The organism is Streptomyces sp. NBC_01478 (assembly GCF_036227225.1).
Taxonomy (GTDB): Bacteria; Actinomycetota; Actinomycetes; order Streptomycetales; family Streptomycetaceae; genus Streptomyces.
The window spans coordinates 1,366,236-1,391,521 of sequence record NZ_CP109444.1 but is presented as its reverse complement, the minus strand read 5'-3'; the positions used below and the strand labels follow the sequence as shown (position 1 = coordinate 1,391,521).

At 70.9% G+C, this 25,286-nt stretch carries 19 protein-coding genes; 16 read left to right on the top strand and 3 right to left on the bottom strand.

Annotation, left to right across the window (positions count from 1 at the left end):
* Positions 1 to 3 precede the first annotated feature (3 nt).
* On the bottom strand, positions 4 to 249 hold the full coding sequence (locus tag OG223_RS06220; protein WP_329243556.1) for a hypothetical protein: 246 nt from the start codon (positions 247 to 249) through the stop codon (positions 4 to 6).
* Positions 250 to 573: 324 nt separating this feature from the next.
* Here OG223_RS06220 and OG223_RS06215 point away from each other — a divergent pair, with 324 nt between their 5' ends.
* From OG223_RS06215 to OG223_RS06175, 9 genes are all read left to right on the top strand, one after another.
* Positions 574 to 2,811, top strand: coding sequence for a serine/threonine-protein kinase (locus OG223_RS06215; RefSeq protein WP_329243553.1), 2,238 nt, complete (start codon positions 574 to 576; stop codon positions 2,809 to 2,811).
* 952 nt (positions 2,812 to 3,763) lie between these two features.
* Positions 3,764 to 5,338: a phytoene desaturase family protein gene (locus OG223_RS06210; protein ID WP_329243550.1), complete on the top strand. Its 1,575-nt coding sequence runs from the start codon at positions 3,764 to 3,766 to the stop codon at positions 5,336 to 5,338.
* 82 nt (positions 5,339 to 5,420) lie between these two features.
* Complete coding sequence (locus OG223_RS06205; protein WP_329243547.1) at positions 5,421 to 5,804, top strand: hypothetical protein; 384 nt, start codon at positions 5,421 to 5,423, stop codon at positions 5,802 to 5,804.
* Positions 5,805 to 5,818: 14 nt separating this feature from the next.
* The gene (locus OG223_RS06200) at positions 5,819 to 6,589 is read left to right on the top strand and encodes a class I SAM-dependent methyltransferase (protein WP_329243545.1); all 771 of its coding nucleotides are present in this window, start codon (positions 5,819 to 5,821) and stop codon (positions 6,587 to 6,589) included.
* A gap of 65 nt (positions 6,590 to 6,654) precedes the next feature.
* Positions 6,655 to 7,764, top strand: a complete 1,110-nt coding sequence (locus OG223_RS06195) for a nitronate monooxygenase (protein ID WP_329243543.1) — start codon at positions 6,655 to 6,657, stop codon at positions 7,762 to 7,764.
* 59 nt (positions 7,765 to 7,823) lie between these two features.
* On the top strand, positions 7,824 to 9,374 hold the full coding sequence (locus tag OG223_RS06190; protein ID WP_329243541.1) for an acyl-CoA synthetase: 1,551 nt from the start codon (positions 7,824 to 7,826) through the stop codon (positions 9,372 to 9,374).
* Positions 9,375 to 9,466: 92 nt separating this feature from the next.
* Positions 9,467 to 10,963 carry an acyl-CoA synthetase gene (locus OG223_RS06185; protein ID WP_329243539.1) on the top strand — a complete coding sequence of 499 codons (1,497 nt, stop codon included), beginning with the start codon at positions 9,467 to 9,469 and terminating at the stop codon, positions 10,961 to 10,963.
* A gap of 46 nt (positions 10,964 to 11,009) precedes the next feature.
* Positions 11,010 to 11,885, top strand: coding sequence for an alpha/beta fold hydrolase (locus OG223_RS06180; protein ID WP_329243536.1), 876 nt, complete (start codon positions 11,010 to 11,012; stop codon positions 11,883 to 11,885).
* 37 nt (positions 11,886 to 11,922) lie between these two features.
* A complete protein-coding gene (locus tag OG223_RS06175; protein WP_329243534.1) occupies positions 11,923 to 12,696 on the top strand; it encodes an alpha/beta fold hydrolase in 774 nt (257 codons plus the stop codon).
* Here the strand turns inward: OG223_RS06175 and OG223_RS06170 are convergent.
* The gene (locus tag OG223_RS06170) at positions 12,674 to 14,731 is read right to left on the bottom strand and encodes a sulfatase (RefSeq protein ID WP_329243530.1); all 2,058 of its coding nucleotides are present in this window, start codon (positions 14,729 to 14,731) and stop codon (positions 12,674 to 12,676) included. The genes OG223_RS06175 and OG223_RS06170 overlap by 23 nt on opposite strands.
* 131 nt (positions 14,732 to 14,862) lie before the next feature.
* The gene (locus OG223_RS06165; protein WP_329243527.1) at positions 14,863 to 16,500 is read right to left on the bottom strand and encodes an acyl-CoA synthetase; all 1,638 of its coding nucleotides are present in this window, start codon (positions 16,498 to 16,500) and stop codon (positions 14,863 to 14,865) included.
* 166 nt (positions 16,501 to 16,666) lie between these two features.
* On the opposite strand from OG223_RS06165, the gene OG223_RS06160 reads away from it, so the two are divergent.
* From OG223_RS06160 to OG223_RS06130, 7 genes are all read left to right on the top strand, one after another.
* Positions 16,667 to 17,467 carry a crotonase/enoyl-CoA hydratase family protein gene (locus OG223_RS06160; RefSeq protein WP_329243524.1) on the top strand — a complete coding sequence of 267 codons (801 nt, stop codon included), beginning with the start codon at positions 16,667 to 16,669 and terminating at the stop codon, positions 17,465 to 17,467.
* A 139-nt stretch (positions 17,468 to 17,606) separates the two neighbouring features.
* Positions 17,607 to 18,563, top strand: a complete 957-nt coding sequence (locus tag OG223_RS06155; protein WP_329243521.1) for a Zn-ribbon domain-containing OB-fold protein — start codon at positions 17,607 to 17,609, stop codon at positions 18,561 to 18,563.
* Positions 18,563 to 19,627, top strand: a complete 1,065-nt coding sequence (locus OG223_RS06150; protein ID WP_329243518.1) for a thiolase domain-containing protein — start codon at positions 18,563 to 18,565, stop codon at positions 19,625 to 19,627. Before OG223_RS06155 ends, OG223_RS06150 begins: the two co-directional genes overlap by 1 nt.
* Entirely contained in the window at positions 19,624 to 20,790 is a 1,167-nt protein-coding gene (locus tag OG223_RS06145; RefSeq protein ID WP_019057880.1) for a thiolase domain-containing protein, read from the top strand. The genes OG223_RS06150 and OG223_RS06145 overlap by 4 nt, the downstream gene beginning before the upstream one ends.
* Before the next feature lie 82 nt (positions 20,791 to 20,872).
* Positions 20,873 to 21,115: a DUF397 domain-containing protein gene (locus OG223_RS06140; RefSeq protein ID WP_329243513.1), complete on the top strand. Its 243-nt coding sequence runs from the start codon at positions 20,873 to 20,875 to the stop codon at positions 21,113 to 21,115.
* Positions 21,116 to 21,248: 133 nt separating this feature from the next.
* The gene (locus tag OG223_RS06135; protein WP_329243509.1) at positions 21,249 to 22,154 is read left to right on the top strand and encodes a universal stress protein; all 906 of its coding nucleotides are present in this window, start codon (positions 21,249 to 21,251) and stop codon (positions 22,152 to 22,154) included.
* A gap of 174 nt (positions 22,155 to 22,328) precedes the next feature.
* Positions 22,329 to 25,241, top strand: a complete 2,913-nt coding sequence (locus tag OG223_RS06130; protein WP_329243506.1) for an ATP-binding protein — start codon at positions 22,329 to 22,331, stop codon at positions 25,239 to 25,241.
* The last annotated feature ends 45 nt before the right edge of the window (positions 25,242 to 25,286 follow it).

The window sequence follows — 25,286 nt, the reverse complement described above, 5'->3', positions numbered from 1 at the left end:
CGCTCATGCTTCCAGACGATCCAGCCAGGCGTCCTGACCATCCCCCAAGGGGAAGGCCAGGGGCAGCGGCTCAAAACGGCAGTGGAACGTCATGCCGTTGTCGCGCCCCGCCCCCGTCACGTGGTGGTCCCACACATCCGGAACAACTGCGTCGCCGTCCACCTCCAGTTCGAGGAAAGGGGTGTGGCGGGGGAGGCGACGGATCGGATGCGGTGCAGCCACCCGGATACGCAACGTCAACTCCCGCAATCCCGCAGCGTAGGGGCTGCACCACCTCGATCACGAGAGATCCCCCAAGAGCGAAGAGGCAGAACCTGGCAATCCTGGTCACACCGAACCGGATCGGCTTCTCCCGGCGCGCGACGTGCTCCGGCGGCGCGTGGTGCACTTGCCTTACGCCTTCCTGCCGCCGTACGCCCATCAGCCGTACGGCAGAACGTCCCCCCGGCTCCTGCACACCGGCCCCCGCACCCGTACCGGTGGCCCGTCGGCGTACAAAGTCGGACGATCGCTCGCCATACTGGACGAGCCAGGGGAGGGCGGGACGAACACTGACGGGGGCGATCGCGGGAGATGGGGGACAGCAGGCTGATCCAGGGCCGCTACCGGCTGCTCGATCTGATCGGGCGCGGCGGCATGGGCGAGGTGTGGCGTGCGCGGGACGAGTCACTGGGGCGGCTCGTCGCCGTGAAGTGCCTCAAGCCGCTGAACCCGCACCACGACCAGTCGTTCACCCGGGTCCTGCGCGAGCGGTTCCGCCGTGAGGCACGGGTGGCCGCCGCGCTGCAGCACCGCGGGGTGACCGTCGTCCATGACTTCGGCGAGTCCGACGGCGTCCTCTACCTGGTGATGGAGTTGCTCGACGGCCGCAATCTCAGCCAGCTCCTGGAGGACAACGAACAGCGGCCGCTGCCCGTCGGTGACGTTCTCGACATCGCCGAGCAGGTCGCCTCCGCGCTCGCCTACACCCATCAACAGGGCATTGTGCACCGGGACTTGAAGCCCGCGAACATCATGCGGCTGACCGACGGCACGGTGAAGATCTGCGACTTCGGCATCGCTCGCCTCGGCGCCGACATCGGCTTCACCTCCCGGCTGACCGGCACCGGCATCGCGATGGGCACCCCGCACTACATGTCGCCGGAACAGATCAGCGGCACCGAGGTCGACCAGCGCAGCGACCTCTACTCCTTCGGCTGCGTGCTGTACGAACTCGCTACCGGGGCACCGCCGTTCGACCTCGGCGACGCCTGGGCGATCCTCATCGGCCACCGCGACACCGCGCCCACCCCGCCGCGTGACCGGCGCCCCGAGGTTCCCGAGTACCTGGAGAAGGCCATCCTCGACCTGCTGGCCAAACTCCCGGAACAACGTCCGCACGACGCCCGAGAGTTGGGCCGCCGCATCACCTTGGGCCGTACGACTCCCTTGTACGTGCCGACCGTTGTGACCCCACAGCCCCGACCGCGCCCGCCGGAAGCGGTGTCCGGCGAGCCGCGCCTCCCGTCCTGGACGCGCGGGATGACCACTGGGCACAAGGCGACCGGCGCCGAACTGCGCACCACCCCGCCCGACGCCGGCGCCGGACTCACCGGCGAGTGGATCGCCCGCCCGACCACCGGCCACGGGGAGGAACCCGCACCGGGGTCACCGTCCGCACCCTCCGCGGAAACCCTCAACTCCCTTGCCGGGCGCCACAACGCGGGCCTGAGTCTGGGCCGGCTCGGCCGCTGGGCGGAGGCCGGCGAGGTGCACCGCGCGGTCGCCGCCGAACGCACCCACCTCCTCGGCCCGGACCACCCCGACACTCTCGCCAGCCGCTACGAACTCGGCTTCACCCTCAGCCGCACCGGCCGCGCCGCCGACGCCCTGCACGAGTACACCCACGTCGCCCGCGCCAGGGAACGGGCGTTGGGCGCCGACCACGCCGACACGCTCGCCGCCCGGCAGGAAATGGCGTACGTCCTGGGCCAGTTGGGGCGCCACTTCGACGCACACCAGGCGTACACGTCCGTACTCGCCGCCAGGGAACGCACGATGGGCCCCGACCACCCCGACACCCTGCGCTGCCGCCACAACCTCGCCTTCAACCTCAGCCGCCTCGGCCGCCTGGAGGACTCGTACCGCATGGCCTGCGAGGTCGCCGCCGCCCGCGCCCGCGTGCTGGGCCCCGGCCATCCCGACACCTTGGTCACCCGCTACGAAGTGGCGTACGCGCTCGGCCAGTTGGGCCGCTGGCCGGAGGCCCTGCAGACCTACGGCGAGGTGGCCGAGGCCCGCGCCCAGGCCCTCGGCCCCGACCACGCCGACACACTCGCCGCCCGCTACGAGGTCGGCATCAGCCTCGGCCGGCTCGGCCGCAGCGCCGACGCCCTCAAGCTGTACCGCGACCTGATCGACGACCGCACCCGCGTCCACGGCCCCGCCCACCCCGAGACCCTCCGCGCCCGCCACGGCCTCGGCGTCAACCTCGGCCGCCTCGGCCGCTGGGAGGAGGCCCTCGCCGAGTCCCGCGACGTGTGCGCGATCCGCGAGCGCGTCCTCGGCGCCGACCACACCGACACCCTGGTCAGCCGCCGCGAGGTCGCCGTCGGCCTCGGCTGGCTGGGCCGCTGGGCCGACGCCCTCACCGAATACCGCCGCGTCGCCGCCGCCCGCGAACGCGTCCTGGGCCCCACCCACCCGGACACCCTCGCCAGCCGCAACGACGAGGCCCACTGCCTGGAACAACTCGGCCGCAACACAGAGGCAGCCGAGCTGTACCGCCGTGTGACGGCGCTACGGCAGGGGCGGGCACCGGGGGGTCATTAGCTGCGGGTGGCGGGCGGGGCTGTCTCTGGCCGCGGGGTCGTCAGTCCGTAGGGTTGTCGGGCTGCGGGGTTGTGGGGTTGTGGGCTCGTCGGGGCGCGGGGGCGTAAGTCCATGAGGTCGTCGGGTCGCCAGGCCGTGGTGTCGTCGGGCTGCCGGGTCGTCAGGCTGTGGGGTTGCGGGGTCATCGGATCGCAGGCTGCGGAGTCATTGGGTTGCCTGGTCTCCGGGTCGCGAGGCCGTTGGGCCGCGGTCGCTGACGGCGGAGCGTCCCGTCTGCCCGAGTCGGTCCGCCCGCGCTTGCCCACGGCCGTGCCCGCATCGGCCGGGGCCCGCCATCCCACAGTGTGCCGGGTTGTCGGGTCGCGGGCTCCGAGGCCGTGGGGTCACCGGGGCGCGAGGCTGTCAGTCCGTGGGGTCGCGGGGGCATCGGATCGCGCGCCGTGGGGTCACCGGGGCGCGAGGCCGTGGTCGCTGACGGCGGAGCGTCCCGTCGGTCCGCCCGCGCTTACCCACAGCCGTATCCGCATCGCCCCGGGGCCCGCCATCCCGCAACGTGCTGGGTCGTCGGGTCGTCGGGTCGCGGGGTCGCAAGGCCGTCAGTCCGTGAGGTCGTCGGCCGTCAGGCTGCGGGTGCCGGGGTGCCGGGGTGCCGGGGTGCCGGGGTGCCGGGGTGCCGGGGTGCCGGGGTGCGACGCCGCAAGCCCGTGGGGTCGCGCGGGGGCATCAGGTTGGGGGCCGCCGGGTCGCCGCGTCGCCGCGTCGCGAGACCGTCGGGCTGTTGCCGCTGACGGCGGAGCCTCCCGTCTGCCCGCCCCTGGCCGCCCGGCCCGGTCCGCCCGCGCCTGCCCACGGCCGTACCCGCATCGCCCGAGGCCCACCGAGCACCCCGCACCCACCGAGCACCCCCCGCCCCCCTCTGGCCGACCTAGATCACCTCGTGTTACGAAGAACCATGCCTGCACACGAGGGACCCGGACTCCGGACGTACGACGCCGTCATCGTCGGCGGTGGCCACAACGGTCTGGTCGCCGCTGCCTACCTGGCCCGGGCCGGGCGGTCCGTGCTTGTCCTGGAGCGGCTCGACGGCACCGGCGGCGCTGCCGTGTCGACGCGCCCGTTCGCCGGGGTCGACGCGCGGCTGTCCCGGTACTCGTACCTGGTCAGCCTGCTGCCCAAGAAGATCGTGCGGGACCTCGGCCTCGACTTCCGCATCCGCGGGCGCACCATCTCGTCGTACACCCCCGTCGAACGCGACGGACGCCCCACCGGCCTCCTCGTCGGCGGCGGCGAGCGCCGAACCCGCGACGCCTTCGCCAAGCTGACCGGCGGGGACCGCGAATACGCGGCCTGGCAGCGGCTCTACGGCATGACCGGCCGCCTCGCGCAGCGGGTCTTCCCCACGCTCACCGAACCGCTGCCCACCCGCGACGAACTGCGCCGCCGCGTGGACGACGAGGACGCCTGGCGGATGCTCTTCGAGGAGCCGATCGGCGTCGCGATCGAGGAGAACTTCACCGACGACCTGGTCCGGGGCGTCGTCCTCACCGACGCTCTCATCGGCACCTTCGCCGACGCCCACGACCCTACGCTCGCCCAGAACCGCTGCTTCCTCTACCACGTCATCGGTGGCGGCACCGGCGCCTGGGACGTCCCGGTCGGCGGCATGGGCGCTCTCACCGACGCCCTGGCCACCGCCGCCCGCACCGCCGGTGCCGTACTCGCCACCGGCCACGAGGCCGTCCGCATCGACACGGACGGCCGCGCCGCCGAGATCACCTATCGCACGGCAGACAGCGAAGGCGTCGTGGCCGCCCGGCACGTCCTCGTCGGCGCCTCCCCGCAGCAACTGGCCGCGCTCACCGGCGACGAACCACCCGCCCCCGCCGAGGGCGCCCAGCTCAAGGTGAACATGCTGCTCAAGCGGCTGCCCCGGCTGCGCGACACCTCGGTCGACCCGCGCGAGGCGTTCGCCGGCACCTTCCACATCGCCGAGGGGTACGACCAACTGGCCGCCGCCCACGCCCAGGCCGCGTCCGGTTCGCTGCCCGCCGCGCCGCCCTCGGAGATCTACTGCCACTCGCTCACCGACCCGAGCATCCTCGGCCGGGACCTCGTCGAGGGCGGCTATCAGACCCTCACCCTCTTCGGTCTGCACACCCCGGCGCGGCTGTTCGAACGGGACAACGACGCCGTACGCGAGGAACTGCTGAAGGCGACGCTCGCCCAGTTGGACACCCACCTCGCCGAGCCCCTCGCGGACTGCCTCGCGACCGACGCGGACGGCCGCCCCTGCATCGAGGCGAAGACCCCGCTCGACCTGGAACGCGACCTCCGGCTGCCCGGCGGCAACATCTTCCACCGCGAACTGACCTGGCCGTACGCCCAGGAGGGCACCGGCCGCTGGGGCGTCGAGACCCGGCACACGAACGTCCTGCTCTGCGGGGCGGGCGCGGTGCGCGGCGGGGGAGTGAGCGGGGTGCCGGGGCACAACGCGGCGATGGCGGTGCTGGAGGCGGGGGAGGACTGACTTCCCGGCCACTGTGGGTGGTGCTTTGCCGGGGAAACGGTGCTTTTCTGGAAGTGGGGAGTGGACGAGAGGAGCGATCGCCATGGACAGCGCGCACATAGTGCCGGAGCACATGGAATCCGTCTCGGTGGAGATCAGCGGGTGCAGCAAGGAGGACGCCCGGATCGTGTTCGACACGCTGTGCGCGTGCTACGGATCCGACCGGTGCGCGGACGACGTACCCCGGGACCACCACGACACCCGCCCCACGGTCTGGCTCGGCACCTTCGACGTCGCCGATGCCCGCGAGGGTGCCTCCGGCGGCCCGGCCCGGCTCGCGGCATCCGTCGACGCGGATCTGCAGGGCGGGTACTGGGCCATCGAACGGTTCCGTACGACGCTGGACTCCCTGTTCACCGTGCACGACCTCGCCACCACCTCCGGCGACCAGGAGCGGGAACTGCACGTCAGGCTGGAAAGCCGCTGAAGAGAAGGGCGAAGGTGTCTTCGGTCCGGGACTTCTACGACGCACTCGCCGCCGACTACCACCTGATCTTCCCGGACTGGGACGCGAGCATGGCCCGCCAGGCGGCGGCACTGGACGGGGTCGTCCGGGCTCGGTTGGGCGCGGGGCCACACCAGGTGCTGGATTGTTCATGTGGGATCGGCACACAGGCGATCGGGCTGGCCGGGGTCGGACACCGGGTGATCGGCAGCGATCTCAGCCCGGCCGCGGTCGCGCGGGCCGCCGCCGAGGCCGCGAACCGCGGTGTCGCCCTTCCAGCGACCGCGGCGGACATGCGGGCGCTGCCGTTCCGGACAGCCGCCTTCGACGTCGTCGTCTGCGCCGACAACTCGCTGCCCCATCTGCTCACCCCCGACGATGTGCGTTCCGCCCTGGTCGGCATCCGCCGGGTCCTTCGCGACGACGGGCTCCTCGTGCTGAGCATCCGGGACTACGACGAGATCCGCGCCGCCCGCCCCGCGTCCGCACCGCCCCAGGTGTCGACCACCCCCCAAGGACGCGTGGTCACCTTCCAGTTGTGGCACTGGCACGAGGACGGCGAGCGCTACGACCTGGAGCACTTCCAGCTCGTACCGGACGGGGACGGCTGGGAGGTACGGGTCCGCCGTACCGCCTACTGGGCCCTGACCCGGAGTCAGTTGACCGACGCCGTGCTCGACGCGGGCTTCGCGGACGTCAGTTGGCACGAACCGGAGGACAGCGGCTTCTATCAGCCCGTGCTCACCGCCCGACGAGGTCGCTCATGAGGAAAATCTGACGGAGCATCAGAAAAGGCCTTCCGTCGTCCGGAGGACTGCGGCATTCTGCGCCCATGCAGACGGAGTTGAGCAAGAAACTGGGAATCGAGCACGCCATCTTCGGCTTCACGCCGTTCCCCGCCGTCGCCGCGGCCATCAGCCGGGCCGGCGGTTTCGGAGTGCTCGGCGCGGTCCGCTACACCGCCCCCGACGACCTCAAGCGCGACCTCGACTGGCTGGAGGCGCACGTCGAGGGGATGCCGTACGGCCTGGACGTCGTCATGCCGGCGAAGAAGGTCGAGGGCGTCACCGAGGCCGAGGTCGAGGCGATGATCCCGGAAGGGCACCGGCAGTTCGTCACCGAGACCCTGGCCAAGTACGGCGTGCCCGAACTCGCCGAGGGCGAGGTGTCCGGCTGGCGCATCACCGGGTGGATGGAGCAGGTCGCCCGCACCCAGCTCGACGTCGCCTTCGACTACCCGATCAAGCTGCTCGCCAACGCGCTGGGTTCCCCACCGGCCGACGTCGTCGCCCGCGCCCACGACCAGGACGTGCTCGTCGCCGCGCTCGCGGGCAGCGCCCGGCACGCCCGCAAGCACGCCGAGGGCGGCATCGACATCGTCGTGGCCCAGGGGTACGAGGCGGGCGGACACACCGGCGAGATCGCCTCCATGGTGCTCACGCCGGAAGTCGTCGACGCCGTCGATCCGTTGCCGGTACTCGCCGCCGGCGGCATCGGCAGCGGACAGCAGGTGGCCGCCGCGCTCAGTCTCGGCGCCCAAGGTGTGTGGCTGGGCTCTATATGGCTGACCACCACGGAAGCCGATATGCACTCGGCCGGCGTGACCCGCAAACTGCTCGCCGCCGGATCCGGCGACACCGTCCGCTCCCGCGCCCTGACCGGGAAACCGGCCCGCCAACTGCGCACCGAGTGGACCGACGCCTGGGACGACCCGGACGGCCCGGGCACCCTCCCCATGCCGCTCCAGGGCCTGCTCGTCGCCGAGGCCGTCTCGCGCATCCAGAAGTACGAGATCGAACCGCTGCTCGGCACGCCCGTCGGCCAGATCGTGGGCCGGATGAACAGCGAACGCAGTGTCCAGGCCGTCTTCGACGACCTCACCCGCGGCTTCGAGCACGCCGTCGACCGCATCAACCGCATCGCCGGAAGGAGCGGCCAGTGAGCACACAGGGGGAGAACACACAGCGCGGGGCCACGGCAGGTGGAGCCGCCACACAGGGCGTGAGCACACCCCCCGCCGGCTTCTGGGCCCAGGCGGCCCAGGACCCCGACTGTACGGTCCTCATCGCGCCCGACGGAGAGGAGTGGACGGCCGGCCGACTGCACGCCGCCGCCAACCAACTCGTCCACGGTCTGCGCGCCGCCGGACTCGAACGCGGCGACGCCTTCGCGGTCGTCCTGCCCAACGGAGTCGAGTTCTTCACGGCCCATCTGGCCGCCACCCAGGCCGGGTTCTACCTCGTCCCCGTCAACCACCACTTCGTCGCACCGGAGATCGCCTGGATCGTCGCCGACTCCGGCGCCAAGGTGCTCATCGCGCACGAACGGTTCGCCGAGGCCGCGCGCCAGGCCGCCGACGAGGCCGGCCTGCCCGCCACCCACAGGTACGCGGTCGGCACGGTCGAGGGCTTCCGGCCGTACGCCGAACTCCTCGACGGACAACCGGAGTCGGCGCCCACGGACCGCACCCTCGGCTGGGTCATGAACTACACCTCCGGCACCACCGGCCGCCCCCGCGGTATACGCCGCCCCCTGCCGGGCAGGCCGCCCGAGTCGGCGTACCTCGGCGGCTTCCTCGGCATCTTCGGCATCAAGCCGTTCGACGGCAACGTGCACCTGGTCTGCTCGCCGCTCTACCACACGGCCGTCCTCCAGTTCGCGGGCGCGAGCCTCCACATAGGCCACCGCCTGGTCCTGATGGACAAGTGGACCCCGGAGGAGATGCTCCGCCTCATCGACCGCGAGAAGTGCACCCACACCCATATGGTCCCGACCCAGTTCCACCGGCTCCTCGCCCTCCCCGAAGACGTACGGGCGCGCTACGACGTCTCGTCCATGCGGCACTCCATCCATGGCGCCGCCCCGTGTCCCGACCATGTGAAGCGGGCGATGATCGAGTGGTGGGGCGACTGTGTGGAGGAGTACTACGCGGCCAGCGAGGGCGGTGGTGCCTTCGCGACCGCCGAGGACTGGCTGAAGAAACCCGGCACGGTCGGCAAGGCCTGGCCCATCAGCGAACTCGCGGTCTTCGACGACGACGGCAACCGGCTCCCGCCCGGTGAACTCGGCACCGTCTACATGAAGATGAGCACCGGCGGCTTCGCCTACCACAAGGACGAGGCCAAGACGAAGAAGAACCGCATCGGCGACTTCTTCACCGTCGGCGACCTCGGCTACCTCGACGAGGACGGCTATCTCTTCCTCCGCGACCGCAAGATCGACATGATCATCTCGGGCGGCGTGAACATCTACCCGGCCGAGATCGAGTCCGCGCTGCTGGCCCACCCCGCCGTCGCCGACGCCGCGGCCTTCGGCATCCCGCACGACGAGTGGGGCGAGGAGGTGAAGGCCGTCGTCGAACCGGCTCCCGGGCACGAGCCCGGCCCGGCCCTCGCCGCCGCCCTCCTCGACCACTGCGCCGAGCAACTCGCCGGCTACAAGCGGCCCAAGAGCATCGACTTCATCACCGAGATGCCCCGCGACCCCAACGGCAAGCTGTACAAGCGGCGACTGCGGGAGCCGTACTGGGAGGGGCGGGTCCGGCCCATGTGAGTGCGACACATGTGGGCCCGGCACCTATGGGCCGGGCCCACCTCGACCACCCGGCTTGACCCGTCCGGACGCCGGCCCGAGGATCATGTGTCATGACGCCCGGACACGGCAGCACGGTTGACGGGGTACTGCGACGCAGTGCCCGACGCACTCCCGCCCGCGTGGCGGTGGACTACGGCGAGCGCTCCTGGACCTACCAGGAACTCGACGACGCCGTCTCCGGCGCGGCGAGCGTGCTCCTCGGCCAGGGCCTCACGCCGGGCGACCGGGTCGGTTCCTACGGCCACAACTCGGACGCCTATCTGATCGGCTTCCTCGCCTGCGCCCGCGCCGGCCTCGTGCACGTGCCGGTCAACCAGAACCTCACCGGCGACGACCTCGCGTACATCGTCGGCCAGTCCGGCAGCGCGCTGGTGCTCACCGACCCCGACCTCGCGGGTCAACTCCCGGACGGCGTGAGCACGTTGCCGTTGCGGGACGCGGAGGGTTCGCTGCTGGAGCAACTGACGTCTGCGTCGCCGTACGACGGTCCAGAGCCGCGTACCGACGACCTGGTGCAGTTGCTCTACACCTCGGGCACGACCGCGCTGCCCAAGGGCGCGATGATGACCCACCGGGCCCTGGTGCACGAGTACTTGAGCGCGATCACCGCCCTGGACCTGAGCGCCGGGGACCGGCCGGTGCACTCGCTGCCGCTGTACCACTCGGCGCAGATGCATGTGTTCCTGCTGCCGTATCTCGCGGTCGGGGCGACGAACACCATCCTCGACGCGCCCGACGGTGACCGGCTCTTCGACCTGATCGAGGCGGGGCGCGTGGACAGCCTGTTCGCCCCGCCCACGGTGTGGATCGGCCTGGCGAACCGACCGGACTTCGAGACCCGTGACCTGAGCGGGCTGCGCAAGGCGTACTACGGCGCGTCGATCATGCCGGTGCCCGTCCTGGAGCGGTTGCGCGAGCGGCTCCCCAAGCTGGCCTTCTACAACTGCTTCGGGCAGAGCGAGATCGGCCCGCTGGCCACGGTCCTGGGCCCCGACGAGCACAAGGGCCGGTTGGACTCCTGCGGCCGTCCCGTGTTGTTCGTGGACGCGCGGGTGGTCGACGAGGACGGCAAGGACGTGCCCGACGGCACACAGGGCGAAGTCGTCTACCGCTCACCGCAGTTGTGCGAGGGCTACTGGGACAAGCCCGAGGAGACCGCCGCCGCCTTCCGTGACGGCTGGTTCCACTCCGGCGACCTCGCGGTGCGGGACGCGCACGGCTTCTTCACCGTCGTCGACCGGGTGAAGGACGTCATCAACTCCGGTGGCGTACTGGTCGCTTCACGCCAGGTCGAGGACGTCCTCTACACCCACGAGGGCGTTGCCGAGGTCGCCGTGATCGGCCTCCCCGACGACCGCTGGATCGAGGCCGTCACCGCGGTCGTCGTCCCGCGCGGCGAGGTCACCGAGGCCCAACTCATCGACCACGCACGGGAGAAGCTCCCTCACTTCAAGGCCCCGAAGCGCGTCGTGTTCGTGGACGAGCTGCCGCGGAACGCCAGCGGGAAGATCCTGAAGCGGGAGTTGCGGGGGCGGTTCGGCGGTTGAGCCTTCTCTTGCGCCCACGCCCGGTCGGCCTTGAGGATCTACCGTCATGCAGACTGTGACCGGCACCTTCACTGCCACCGACGGCACCGAACTCGCCTACCACGTACGGGGTGAGGGCGAGCCGCTGGTCGTCCTGCCCGGAGGGCCCATGCGGGCCTCCGCCTACCTCGGGGACCTGGGCGGACTGACCGCGCATCGACGGCTGATCCTGCTGGATCTGCGGGGCACCGGTGACTCGGCGGTGCCGGCCGACGAGGGGACGTACCGGTGCGACCGACTGGTGGACGACGTCGAGGTGTTGCGCGCCCACATGGGCCTGGACCACATTGACCTGCTCGCGCACTCGGCGGGCGGCAGCCTCGCGATGTTGTACGCGGCCCGCCATCCCGAGCGGGTGACACGCCTGGCGTTGATCACGGCCACCCCATGGGCGCTGGACATGCAGGCCAGCCCCGAGGGACGGCTCGCCGCGGCCCGGCTGCGGAAGGGCGAACCGTGGTTCGAGGCCGCGTTCCCCGCATTCGAGGCATGGCTCGCGGGCAGATCCGACTTCGACCCGGTCTTCGAGCCCTTCTTCCACGGCCGTTGGGATGCGATCGCCGAAGAACTCTCCGCACTCGCCGACGAACAGAGCAACGACGAGGCCGCCGACCTGTACTTCTCCGAGGGCGCCTTCGACCCACCAGTCCTCCGGGCAGCCCTGGGCCGGCTGCCCGCACCCGTCCTGGTTCTCGCGGGTGAACTCGACGGTGGCCCCCGGCCCGAACTCGCCCGTCGCGCCGCCGACGTGTTCCGGAACGCCGAGTCGGTGGTGCAGCCGGGTGCCGGGCACTACCCGTGGCTGGACGATCCGGAGTGGTTCGTGCGCCAGGTCGTCGCGTTTCTCGACGCGGGGGGTGCCGTTCCGCCCTCGGGAGAATAGCCGCACGGCCCGCCGCCCCAGCGGCTACGTTCCTGCAATGCAGACCGAGACCCGCACCGTCGAGGCCAACGGCACAGCCCTCGCTCTTCACACCTGGGGCCCGGAGGAGGCGCGGCCCGTCCTCCTGCTCCACTGCCGGGCGGCCGACGGCACCGACTGGACACCGATCGCCGAACGGATTGCCGGCGGACCCGCACCGCGCCGCGTGTACGCCCCCGACCTGCGCGGCCACGGAAGCAGCGACTGGCCCGGCACCGAGCCGGGAGCCACGGCCGACGTGTACGCGTACGAGGCGATGCGGGACGACATACGCGCCCTCCTCACCGTCCTCGGCATCGAACAGGCCGACGTCATCGGCCATTCGCTCGGCGGCATCGTCGCGTACCTGCTCGCGCAGGACGCACCCGACGTCGTACGACGGCTGGTTCTGGAGGATGTGCCCGCGCCGCTGCCGCTCGATCCGCCGCGCCCGGCGACCCAACGCCCCGCAGGGGAGCTGTCGTTCGACTGGGCGATGATCGAGGCCACCGACCCGTGGGCGAACCGCCCCGACCCCATGTGGTGGGACCACATGGGGCGGATCACCATGCCCACGCTGGTGGTTGCCGGTGGCCCCACCAGCGGGATTCCTCAGGACCGGGTCGCCGCACTCGCCGAACGGATCCCCGACGCCCGCCTGGTGACCGTCGACGCCGGACATCTCGTGCACGAGGAGCGGCCGGAGGAGTTCCTGGCGGTGGTGGAGCCGTTCCTCGCGGAGGCGAGGGACGACGTCCGGACCGGAACCGTCACTTCGCGTAGGCCGTCATGAAGCGGTCCCGGAACTTGTCCATGCCCAGTACCGGGGCGTTGTCGGCGGGCTTGAGGCCGTCCGTCCAGCCCCAGTTGGAGATCTTGTCCAGCACCTTGGGGTCGTGGGCGACGATGGTGATCGGCACGTCCTTGTCGGCGGTGCCGCCGGTGACCGTCGGCACGGGCTGGTGGTCGCCGAGGAAGACGAGGACGGTGTTCTTGTTGCCGTAGCGCTGGACCCACTGGGTCAGGCTGTCCACGGAGTACTGGATGGCCTTGCGGTACTCGGTCCGCACGCGCTTCGCGCTCTTCCAGACCTCCGTCGGGTTGGTGCCCTCCTTCTTGATCTGGTTGAAGATCGTGCCGTCCCCGAGCTGGTTCCAGGGGATCGTGTGGGCGATGGGGGACCAGGGGTTGTGGCTGGAGGCGAGGATGATCTCCGCCATGATCGGGTCGCGGTTCTTCTTGCCGTACTCCAGCTTCTCGAAGGACTCCAGGCTGAACTGGTCCGGCACCGGCGTCCAACTGAAGTACGGGCCCTGGTAGCCGAGATGGGTGGAGTCGTAGATGTTGTCGAGGCCGAAGTACTTGCCCTCGGGCCAGGACTTGCGCACACCGGGGACGATGCCGACCGTGCGCCAGGCGCCGGTCTTCTGGAAGTAGCTGGTGAGGGTCGCGCGGGTGCTGGTGGTCACGGTCCGGTACCGCTGCTGGTTCTTGATCCACAGGCCGGACAGGAACGTCGAGTGGGCCAGCCAACTCCCCGCGCCCGTCACCGGCGACCTGAGCCAGGCGCTGCGCGACGAGAAGCCGGCCGCCTTGAGCCGGGCGTCGCCCGCCGTGAGCGTCTTGTCCATCTCCGGCGCCATCGTCGGGTCGTCGAGCGCGACCCGGCCGTAGCTCTCGATGAAGGTGAACAGGACGTCCTTGCCGCGCAGTCCGGTCAGCAGTTGGTCGGGCGGGGTCTTGGCGAAGGCGTCGACGGTGAGCTGCTTCTTGAAGACGTCGGCGTCTCCCAGACCCTCGCGCACGTACTTCACGCGGTTGGTGAGGAACTGGCTGTAGCCCTTGGTGGCGAGTGTGACACCGCCGACCTGCACGCTCAGGGTGAAGCACATGATCCACGCGACACCGAGGACAAGGGTGGTGCGTACGGCCGTGGGGCGGTGCCTGGCCATCACGTCCGCCAGCCGCATCATCGCGAGCGCGCTCGCCACGAGGACGACGATCAGCAGGACGATCACCGCGACGATCGCGAGCACCTCGCCGGAGCGGCCGAACGAGTCCTTCATCCAGTCCGCCGCGTCGCTCAGCAGGACCCAGTCGAAGACCAGGTCGAACGGGCGGGCCAGGGTCTGGTAGAAGCCCATGTCGAGGCACTTCAGGACGGTCGACAGCCCGATGAACGCGCCCGAGACGACGGCGGCGATCCGCCGCGCCCTCGACGGCAGCACGAGCAGCACGACCGCGAGGACGATCAGCTCCACGGGCAGCCGGAGGAACGACTGGAACGTCATCCGGTCGAGACGGTCGGGCACGACGAGAGCGACGACCAGCAACGCACCGGCCAGCACACTCGTGCCCACGCCTACGGCACGTGCGGTACGGGGGTAGCGGCTGCGCCAGCCGAACCAGCCTGCGCGGACGGGGAGTTGAGACGACCGCTCGGCGGATTCGGCGGCGGATTCCGGGGCAGATTCGATTCCGGTTTTCGCCTCGGACTCTGCCTCGGACTCCGTGGGCTCTGCGGGCTCAGAGCTCTCGTCGGGTGCGGCGGATTCAGCGGCGCCGGCGGGCTTGGCTGCCTCGGACGCCTCGGACGAGTCAACCGAGTTGGACGTGTCGGTCGAGTCCGGTGAGTCCGCCGAGTCGGTCGTTTCAGTCGACTCGGTTGCGTCGGTCGGCTCGTGCTGCTCGGGTACGTCCGCCGAGTCGCGTGGCTCGGGTGGCTCCTGTTGTTCGGGGGATGCGGCGGCCTCCGTCGCCGCTGTCGGGTCGGTCTCCCCGGTGGCCTTCTCGTGCGCCGATGGGTGAGAGCGAGTGAAGAGCGGCACCCGAACGTCCTTCCGTGCTGAGCCCGGTGATGGCATGACGGAGCTGGCCCGGGCCACCGGATCCGTCACCATCAGTACGGCCGCACGCTACCGTGAGTTCAATCCGGCCTGCTCGTTGACCCACTGTTGACTCACTGATCTGCGGCGACCGCCACCTCCCGCGCCCACCGGTAGTCCGCCTTGCCGCTCGGCGACCGCTGGATGGACTCCGCGATCACCAACTGGCGCGGGATCTTGTACCCGGCGAGGTGGGTGCGGCAGTGTGTCTGGATGTCGTCCAGCGACGGCTGTTCCGCACCCGTGCGGAGTTGTACGACCGCGGCCACATGGTTGCCCCACCTCACGTCCGGCACCCCGGCCACCAGCGCGTCGTAGACGTCCGGATGCGACTTGAGCGCCTGCTCGACCTCCTCCGGATACACCTTCTCCCCACCGGTGTTGATGCACTGCGAGCCCCGGCCGAGAACCGTGACGACACCCTCCTCGTCCACGGTCGCCATGTCGCCGAGCAGCACCCACCGCCGGCCGTCCTTCTCGAAGAAGGTCTCGGCGGTCTTGCGCACGTCGTTGTAGTAGCCGAGCGGTACATGACCGCACTGCGCGACCCGGCCGATCTCACCGACGGCGACCGGCTCGTGCGTGGCCGGATCGACCACCTGGGTACGGGAGTTGACGCGGATGCGGAAGGACTGCCCGGCCCCGGAATCCGCCGTCGCCGTGCCGTTGAAGCCGGACTCGGACGAGCCGTAGTTGTTCAGCAGCATCGTGTTCGGGAGCAGCTCCTGGAACTGCCGGCGCACCGTCTCCGACATGATCGCGCCCGACGACGAGACACTGAACATCGACGAGCAATCGGTGCCCTTCATCGGCCCGTTGAGGGCGTCGATCAGCGGCCGGAGCATCGCGTCGCCGACCAGGGACATGCTGGTGACCTTCTCCTTCTCCACGGTCCGCAGCACCTCCTCCGGCACGAACTTACGGTGGATCACGACGCGTTGGCCGAAGTTGAAGCCGATGAACGCCGTGAGCGTGGAGGTGCCGTGCATCAGCGGGGGAGCGGGGAAGAACGTGATCCCCGCCCCGCCGGCCGCGACCCGCTCGGCCAACTCCTCCGGTTTCTTGACGGGTTCACCGGTCGGCGCGCCGCCGCCGAGCCCCGAGAAGAACAGGTCCTCCTGGCGCCACATCACACCCTTGGGCATCCCGGTCGTGCCGCCGGTGTAGATGATGAACTGGTCGTCGCCCGAACGGGCCGGGAACCCGCGCTCAGGAGACCCGGTCGCCTCCGCGTCCACGAAGGACACCACCGGCATATCCGGTACATCCGGTACGTCCGGGGCGCCTTGCGCCGGTGTCCCCACCCGGACCAGGTGCCGAAGTTTCTCCGCCCGGGGCAGCGCGGCCGCCACCCGCCCGGTGAACTCCGTGTCGAAGACCAGCGCCACGAGATCGGCGTCCCGGTAGAGGTACACCAACTCCTCTTCGACGTAGCGGTAGTTGACGTTGACCGGTACCACCCGCGCCTTGAGGCAGCCCAGCACCGTCTGCACGTACTCGACGCCGTTGTAGAGGTGGAGCCCGAGGTGTTCGCCCGGGCGTATCCCGGTGTCGATCAGGTGATGGGCGACGCGGTTCGCCGCCGCGTCCAACTCCGCGTAGGTCAGGCGGCGTTCCGCGCCCGTCCCCGGGTGGTCGATGTACACGAGCGCCTCGCGGTCCGGGACCACGTCGACGACCGACTCGAACAGGTCGGCAATGTTGTACTCCACCACTCCTCCTGACGTCGGTTCGCCGGTCATCAGAGCAAAGGGCGCGGCAACTGTGAAGGGTCCGCGCAGAAGAAATCTGACTGAGTGTCAGAAACCTCTTGTACTGGCAGGGCACCTCCTGCAACCTGTTCTCGTTCCGGAGGCGGTACGGCGACGGGAGACGACCATGAGCGGTACGGAACACCTGACCGTGCGGCGCGAGGGCGCCACACTGGTGCTCACGCTCAACAGGCCCGAGGCCAAGAACGCTCTCTCGTTGCCGATGCTTGTCGGTCTCTACGACGGGTGGATCGAGGCCGACGCGGACGACGCGATCCGGTCCATCGTGCTGACCGGCGCGGGGGGTGCGTTCTGTGCCGGCATGGACCTCAAGGCGCTGGCCGGGAAGGGCATGGAGGGCCAGCAGTACCGTGAGCGGCTCACCGCCGATCCTGACCTGCACTGGAAGGCGATGCTGCGGCACCACCGGCCCCGCAAGCCGGTGATCGCGGCGGTCGAGGGGTATTGCGTGGCCGGCGGTACGGAGATCCTTCAGGGCACCGACATCCGGGTCGCGGGGGAGTCGGCGACCTTCGGTCTGTTCGAGGTCAAGCGCGGGCTGTTTCCGATCGGGGGCTCAACTGTGCGTCTCCAGCGGCAGATTCCGCGTACTCATGCGCTGGAGATGCTGCTCACCGGGCGTCCGTACAGCGCGCGGGAGGCGGCGGACGTCGGTCTGGTCGGACATGTCGTTCCCGACGGCGCGGCTCTCGACAAGGCGCTGGAGATTGCCGAACTCGTCAATGGGTGTGGGCCGTTGGCGGTTGAGGCGGTGAAGGCGTCGGTGTATGAGACGGCCGAACTGACAGAGGCGGAGGGGCTTGCTGCCGAACTCAAGCGGGGGTGGCCGGTGTTCGACACCGCTGATGCGAAGGAGGGGGCCCGTGCCTTTGCGGAGAAGCGGGCGCCTGTTTACAAGCGGGCGTAGGTGCACTGCTGGTCGGTCGGCTTTTGTCTGCGGGTTCGTTGTGGCTGGTCGCGCCCACGCGGCGGAGCCGCATATACGACACAGCCCCGCGCCCCTAGGGAGAACCCGCGCAACCCCGTTTGTTCAGTGAGGAGATGCTGTGCCCGAAGTACTTAAAGCCCCCCTCGTCCTGGAGTTCCCCTTCACTCGCTCCCTCGGCCCGATCCAGAGCGCCTTTCTCACCGGCCTGCGCGAGCGCGTCGTTCTTGGGGTGAAGACCGGTGATGGGCGGACCCTTGTCCCTCCCGTCGAGTACGACCCCGTTACCGCTGAGGAGATCCGCGATCTCGTCCAGGTCGCCGCCACCGGCACGGTCACCACCTGGGCCTGGAACCACGAACCCCGGCGCGGTCAGCCCCTGGACACCCCCTTCGCCTGGGTCCTGGTCCGTCTCGACGGCGCCGACACCGCCCTCCTGCACGCCCTCGACGCCCCCGGCCCGGACGCCGTACGCACCGGCATGCGCGTTCGCGTCCGCTGGGCCGAGGAACGCACCGGCGCCATCACGGACATCGCCTGCTTCGAGCCGTACGAAGGCGATGGCGATGGCGATGAGGAACGTCAACCGGCCGCCCACACCGGCGAGTTCGAGGACATGGTCACCGGCATCGTGGCCCCCGCGCGCCTCGACTACGTCTACTCGCCCGGCCGCGCGCAGACCGACTACATCCACGCGCTCTCCGGACAACGCACCGTCGGCGAACGCTGCCCCACCTGCCGCAAGGTGTACGTCCCGCCGAGGGGTGCCTGCCCCACATGCGGTGTCGCCACGGCGGAACATGTCGAAGTGGGGCCGCGGGGCACAGTCACCACGTTCTGCATCGTCAACATCAAGGCGAAGAACCTCGACATCGAAGTGCCGTACGTCTACGCGCACATCGCCCTCGACGGCGCCGACCTCGCGCTGCACGGACGGATCGGCGGGATTCCGTACGACCAGGTGCGCATGGGGCTGCGCGTCGAGGCGGTGTGGAGCGAGGGCGGCCGCTATCCGGACCACTACCGGCCGACCGGCGAACCCGACGCGGACTACGACGCCTACAAGGAGCTGCTGTGATGCAGGGAGCCGATGTGATGCGTGAGATCGCCGTCGTCGCCTTCGCGCAGACCGACCACCGGCGTACCACCGACGAGCTCTCCGAGGTGGAGATGCTGATGCCGGTCCTGCACGGCGTCCTGGAACAGACCGGGCTGAAGACCGCCGACATCGACTTCACCTGCTCCGGGTCCAGCGACTACCTCGCGGGCCGCGCCTTCTCCTTCACCCTGGCCCTCGACGGCGTCGGCGCCTGGCCGCCGATCTCCGAGTCGCACGTCGAGATGGACGGCGCCTGGGCGCTCTACGAGGCCTGGACCAAACTCCTCACCGGCGACGCCGACACCGCGCTCGTCTACTCGTACGGCAAGTCGTCCCCCGGCTCCGTACGCGATGTGCTGACGCGACAGCTCGATCCCTACTACGTCGCCCCCCTGTGGCCGGACTCCGTGGCCCTCGCCGCCCTCCAGGCGCAGGCCCTCATCGACGCGGGCGACACCGACGAACCCGCGCTCGCCGCCGTGGCCGCCCGCAGCCGGACCGACGCGAGCGCCAACTCCCATGCGCAGGTGCGGGGTTCGGTACCGCAGGGGGACTATGTCGTACGGCCGCTGCGCACCGGCGACTGCCCGCCGATCGGCGACGGCGCCGCCGCCGTGATCCTCGCGGCCGGCGACCGGGCCCGCGAACTGTGCCGACGGCCCGCCTGGATCAAGGGGATCGACCACCGCATCGAGGCACACGGCCTGGGCGTACGGGAGTTGACCGACTCGCCGTCCGCGCGGCTCGCCGCCGAGAAGGCCGGTGCCTTCGAACGGCCCGTCGACACCGCCGAGTTGCACGCGCCGTTCACCGCGCAGGAGGTCGTCCTGCGCAAGGCGCTGCGGCTCGGCGACGACGTGCGCGTCAACCCGTCCGGCGGGACCCTCGCCGCGAACCCCGTCATGGCCGCCGGGCTCATCCGCATCGGCGAGGCCGCCGCCCGCATCCACCGGGGCGAGTCCGACCGGGCCCTCGCCCACGCCACCTCCGGGCCCTGTCTGCAACAGAACCTGGTCGCCGTACTCGAAGGGGATCCGCGATGAGCAAGGAGCCCGTGGCCGTCGTAGGGATCGGCCAGACCAAGCATGTCGCCGCGCGGCGGGACGTGTCGATCGCGGGGTTGGTGCGTGAGGCGGCCCAACGTGCCCTGGACGACGCCGAGTTGACGTGGGCCGACATCGACGCCGTGGTCATCGGGAAAGCGCCGGACTTCTTCGAGGGCGTCATGATGCCCGAGCTGTATCTCGCCGACGCGCTGGGCGCCGTGGGGAAGCCCATGCTGCGGGTGCACACCGCCGGGTCGGTGGGCGGGTCTACGGCGCTCGTCGCCGCCAATCTCGTTGCAGCTCGCGTGCACGGCACGGTCCTCACGCTGGCCTTCGAGAAGCAGTCCGAGTCGAACGCCATGTGGGGACTGTCCCTGCCGATCCCCTTCCAGCAGCCGCTGCTGGCAGGTGCGGGCGGGTTCTTCGCGCCCCATGTGCGCGCCTATATGCGGCGCACCGGGGCGCCCGACACCGTCGGCTCCCTGGTGGCGTACAAGGACCGGCGCAACGCGCTGAAGAACCCGTACGCCCATCTCCACGAGCACGACATCACCCTGGAGAAGGTCCAGGCCTCGCCGATGCTGTGGGACCCGATCCGCTACTCGGAGACCTGCCCCTCCTCGGACGGCGCCTGCGCGATGGTCCTCACCGACCGGGCGGGGGCGGCCCGCGCACCACGTCCGGCGGCCTGGATGCACGGTGGCGCCATGCGGAGCGAACCCACACTCTTCGCCGGAAAGGACTGTGTGTCGCCACAGGCCGGCAAGGACTGCGCCGCCGATGTGTACCGGCAGGCCGGGATCGCCGACCCGCGCCGGGACATCGACGCCGTGGAGATGTACGTGCCGTTCTCCTGGTACGAGCCCATGTGGCTGGAGAATCTTGGGTTCGCCGAGGAGGGAGAGGGCTGGAAGCTGACCGAATCAGGGGTGACCGAGCTGGACGGCGACCTTCCCGTGAACATGTCAGGCGGGGTGCTGTCGACCAATCCGATCGGTGCCTCGGGCATGATCCGCTTCGCGGAGGCCGCCCTCCAGGTCCGCGGCCAGGCCGGGGAACACCAGGTGGAGGGGGCCCGGCGGGTTCTCGGGCACGCCTACGGCGGCGGATCGCAGTTCTTCTCGATGTGGCTCGTGGGCAGCGAACCCCCCGCCTCCTGAAAGGTCCCCCTCACGTGGCCTGTCGGCATCAGAAGTCGATCGCTAGGCTGGCCGCGGACGACGAATCGGGAGGAGCACGGACGTGGCCGAGAGCACCATCCAGCAGCACCCGCTTGCGGGCTGGGACAAGCCGGAGCTGGACCTCAGTGACGCCGATTGGCACTCAGGCAGCCGTGGACGGGGGGATGTCCAGATCGCTTTTGTCGAGGGATTCATCGCGATGCGCAACAGCGGCCGCCCGGAGAGCCCTTCCTTGATCTTCACGCCCGCGGAATGGGGCGCGTTCGTGTCGGGGGCGCGGGAGGGGGAGTTCGATCTGACGTGAGGGGCGTTGCGCCTCTCCGGGGTGTCCCACCTGTTGTTTCGGACACGCGACCTTGAGAACCCTTCTGGAGCCGACGCCTGAGCCAGGCTGGCCCCAGGGGGGAAGGTCCCGTTACTCCTGAGGTGAGGAACCCATGAGCACCCTGCCGGTCATCGCGGCGGTCGACGGTTCGGACGACAGCCTGCGCGCCCTGGACTGGGCCCTCGACGCGGCGCGTGGACGCGGGGTGCCGCTGCGGGTCGTCCATGTGTGGCAGTACGCCGCCGCCTGGACATCGCCCGGCGTCCTGGTCGCCGGGCCGCCGGACCCGGCGAAGGACGAGGTGCTCGACCAGGCCCGTAAGCATGTCGAGGACCCAGCCGACCGGCCGGTCGTGGAGTACCTCGGGCTGCAGGGCGCACCCGGCGCGGTACTGCCCGAACTCGGTTCCACCGCACAGCTCTTGGTGCTCGGCTCGCGTGGCCGCGGCGGCTTCGCCAGCCTGCTGCTCGGCTCGAACGGCATGGCCGCCGCCCGCGGCGCGGACTGCCCCGTCGTCGTGGTGCCCCGGCCCGGACGCGAGGTGCATGACGCGCCCCCGGCCGCACCCGGACCCCGGGTGGTCGTCGGCCTGCACGTGGACAGCCCCGACGAGGCCACCCTCGCCTTCGCCTTCGCCGAGGCCGCCCGGCGCGGCGCCCGCCTCCAGGTCGTCGCCGCCTATCCGTGGCCGCCGCAGGCCTGGGCCTCCGCCGGCGAACTCCTCCCGCCGGTCATCGACCAGGACGCCATCGAGAACGAGACCCGCGTCCTCACCGACGCCCTCCTCGTCCCGCACCGCGCCCACCACCCGGACGTCCGCACCGAGCCGTACGTCGCCCCGGGCGACGCGGCCGGCCACCTGGTGGCCGCCTCGAAGGACGCGGACCTCGTCGTCGTGGGCCGCCACCGCCGCCGACTGCTCGCCCCGGCCCGCCTGCTCGGCTCGGTCACCCAGGCGGTCCTGCTGCACGCGGCGAGCCCGGTCGCGGTGGTGCCGCCGACCGGGTCGGAGGAGTGAGGACCACGGGGGATCCGCGTCCCTGCCGTCACCGGCGACCCAGGAAAACCGGCTGGTACGCCTTCGCCCAGTACCGGGTCGCGGCACTCTCGAAAAGCGTACGCTGAGGTCCCTGTAGCTCACGGTGCGCGTTCGCTCCCCGCGCGGGCGCACCACCGTGGCAGGGGGTATGGGATGGGACAGCGGAGCGCACGCAGCAGAAGGACACTCTTCGAACGGGAGAGTGAACTCGCCGCCGTGGACGAGGCGTTGGGCGAGCTCACGGGTCTGCGCACGGACGGCGGCGAGCCGGGGGACCGGCGACGTGGTGCCCTCCTCGCCTTCGCGGGCCGGGCCGGCATCGGCAAGACCACCCTCCTCACCGAAGTGCGCCGCCGCGCCGCCGCACAAGGCTGCACCGTGCTCTCCGCGCGCGGCGGCGACCAGGAACAGCGCGTCGCCTTCCACGTCGCCCGGCAACTGCTGCAACCGCAGTTCGCCGGCTCGGCCGACGCCGATCTCCGTACCGCGCTGGGCAGTTGGTACGACATCGTCGGCCCCGCCCTCGGCCTGTGCGCCCCCACCGAGGGCTCCCCGCCCGACCAGCAGGGCCTGCGCGACGGCCTCGACTGGGTACTCACCCACCTCGCGGTCAAGCGGGCCCCGATGGTCCTCGTCCTCGACGACGCGCACTGGGCCGACCCCGAATCCCTGGGCTGGCTGGCCGCGTTCGCGCCCCGCGCCGAGCAACTCCCGTTGCTGGTCGTCGTCGCGTACCGGCCCGACGAACTCCCCGACCACGCCGAGTCGTTCAGGGGACTGCCCGGCCGGGCCGGCGGACGCCCCCTCGATCTCGAACCGCTCAGCGTCGCGGCCGTCGCCGACCTGGTGCGGGAGATGCTCGGCGAGCACGCCGACGACGCGTTCTGCCACGAGTGCTGGGCCGTCACCGCCGGGAACCCCTTCGAGACCGTCGAACTCACCGCCAAGATCCACGACCGCGGTCTGAACCCCACCGAGGCCGGGGCCTACCAACTGCGCGACCTCGCCGCCGCCGTCAAGGGCAGCGGCCTCACCACCCGCCTCGAACGCCTCGGCACCTCCACCGTCCGCTTCGCCTGGGCCTGCGCGGTCCTCGGCACCGAGCCCCGTCCGATGCTCGCCGCCGCAGTCGCCGGACTCGGCCACGAGGAGGCCGCCGACGCCGTCGACGCACTGCGCGGCGCCCGCATCCTCAGCGGCACGCTGACCGCCGCAGGCACCCTCGAATTCGTCCACCCGCTCATCGCCACCGCCGTCTACCGGGCCATCCCCGCCGGCGTCCGCGTGGCCCTGCACGGCCAGGCCGCCTGGTGCGTCATCGACGAGGGCCAGGGCCCCTCCGCCGCCGCCCGCCACCTCATGGAGACCCACCCCGACGGCGACAACTGGGTGGTCCAGCAACTCCGCGCGGCGGCCGGCGAGACCCTGCGCGCGGGCGCCCCCGACACGGCCCGCAGCTATCTCGCCCGCGCCCTGCGCGAACCCCCGCCCTACGACGACCGGGCCGCCGTCCTCTACGAACTGGGCAGCGCCTCCCTGCTCACCGAACCGGCGACCACCGTCAACCATCTGCGGGCCGCCCTCGAAGAACCGATCAGTGACGCCGGCCTGCGGCAGAACATCGTCTACCGCCTCTCCCAGGTCCTCGCCCACAGCGACCGCCTCGCCGAGGCCTCCGACACCCTCGCCCGCGAGATCCACGTCACCGACGACGCCCGGGTCAAACTCCGCATGCTCTCCGAGCAGTTCATGTGGGACGCCTTCCGCGCCGACGAACCCGACCACCCCTCGCGCTCCCGCCGGCTCACCAAACTCGCCGACCGCCTCAAGGGCCGCGACCTCACCGAGCGGTACATCATCGGCCTGCGCACCTGGGACGCCGTACTCCGTGGTGAACCCGCACATGTGGCCCTGCACCATGCCGAGCGCGCACTCGACGGCGGCCTAGGCTGGGCGGAGGCCGACCGCGGCTTCGAGGTACCGGTGCTCGTCGCCCTCGCCTTCATGTACTGCGACCGACCGGGCCGGGCGGAGGAACTGTTCGCCACCGGCATCGCCGACTTCGAGCAACAGGGCTGGCGCGGCGCCCACTTGGCCTTCGGCTACACCTTCCTCGGCTACCTCCGCTACCGGCGCGGCCGGCTCGCCGAGGCCGAGGACTTCGCCCGCGCGGGACTGCGCCTCGCCGAACGCGTCGGACCCGGCACCCCCGTCTACTGGTACGGCACCGGCATCCTCATCGAGGTCCTGCTGGCCCGCGGCCGGGTCGAGGAAGCCACGAAACTCGCCGAGGACCACGCCTTCGCGGAACCCTTCCCGGCCGCCGTCGTCTTCCCGGACGCGCAGACCGTGTACGGCGAACTGCTGCTCGCCCGCGGCCGCACCAAGGAAGCCGCCGAAGAGCTGGCCTCCGCGGGCCGCCGTCTCGACCCGCGCGGCATCCGCAACCCCGCCTGGTGCCCCTGGCAGCTCCACCTCGCCCGCGCCGAACGTCATGACACCCCCGAGCGCGCCATGGCCACCGCCCACGAAGCCGTCGCCCGAGCCCGCCAGTTCGGCACCCCGTCCGCCATCGGCCAGGCCCTGCGCATCGCCGCCGAGGTCTCCTCCGGCTCCGACCGCGCCAAACTCCTGGAGGAGTCCGTCACCCACCTCGAACGCTCCCCGGCCGCCTACGAGTTGGCCTGCGCACTGGTGGCCCTGGGCACCGAACTCCGCCGCACCGGCAGGTCCAAGGAGGCCGCCGACTACCTCTACCGAGGCCTGGACGCAGCCGTCCAGTGCGGCGCCGACGGCCTGGCGGACACGACCCGCGCCGAACTGGCCGCAGCAGGCTTACGCCCCCGCCGCCTCCACAGCGCGGAGACCGACACCCTCACATCCCAAGAACGCGCCGCTGCAATCCTGGCCGCCCACGGCAGCACGGAGCACGAGATAGCCGTAGAACTCGACACGGACGAACAGTCGGCAGTACGCCTGCTCTCAGCGGCCTACAGAAAACTGGGCACAGACCGCACCGGCCTGGGAACGGCACTGATCCAACCGACGGAGGGCTCAGTTCCCTAGGGGCGCGGGGCTGTGTCGATGTGCGGCTCCGCCGCGTGGGCGCGC